Genomic DNA, 316 nt, shown 5'->3' with positions numbered 1-316 from the left:
AATTAGATTACCTAGATTATGACCATCGAGCTCGCCAGCCCCGCGAAAGCGATATTCAAACATCATTGAACTGATAGAGGGCTCTGTAATTAACTGGTTGATACAGTTGCGCGTATCACCCCATGCAATGCCGCCTTGGCAGTAACGAATACGCCCGGTAGAACCGCCATTATCTGTGGTGGTGACTATGCCGGTTGCATTGCTTCCAAAATCTTTTAAAGCCGCCAAAATACGACCAAGACCATGCCCGCCACCGATGGCGACGACTTTTTTAGATGAGTAAATTTCCACGCTAATCGCTTATTTTCCTTAGTAA

At 46.2% G+C, this 316-nt stretch carries 1 protein-coding gene; it reads right to left on the bottom strand.

Annotated features, from left to right (window positions below; all coding sequences use genetic code 11):
- Positions 1–291, bottom strand: a 291-nt coding sequence (locus AB4585_RS29420) for a 2-phospho-L-lactate transferase CofD family protein (protein WP_372172374.1), incomplete at its 3' end; no start/stop codon positions are given.
- Positions 292–316 lie beyond the last annotated feature (25 nt).

The organism is Vibrio sp. 10N.222.49.C9 (genome assembly GCF_041474985.1).
Classification (GTDB): domain Bacteria; phylum Pseudomonadota; class Gammaproteobacteria; order Enterobacterales; family Vibrionaceae; genus Vibrio; species Vibrio crassostreae_C.
This window is presented reverse-complemented; position numbering and strand designations above follow the sequence as displayed.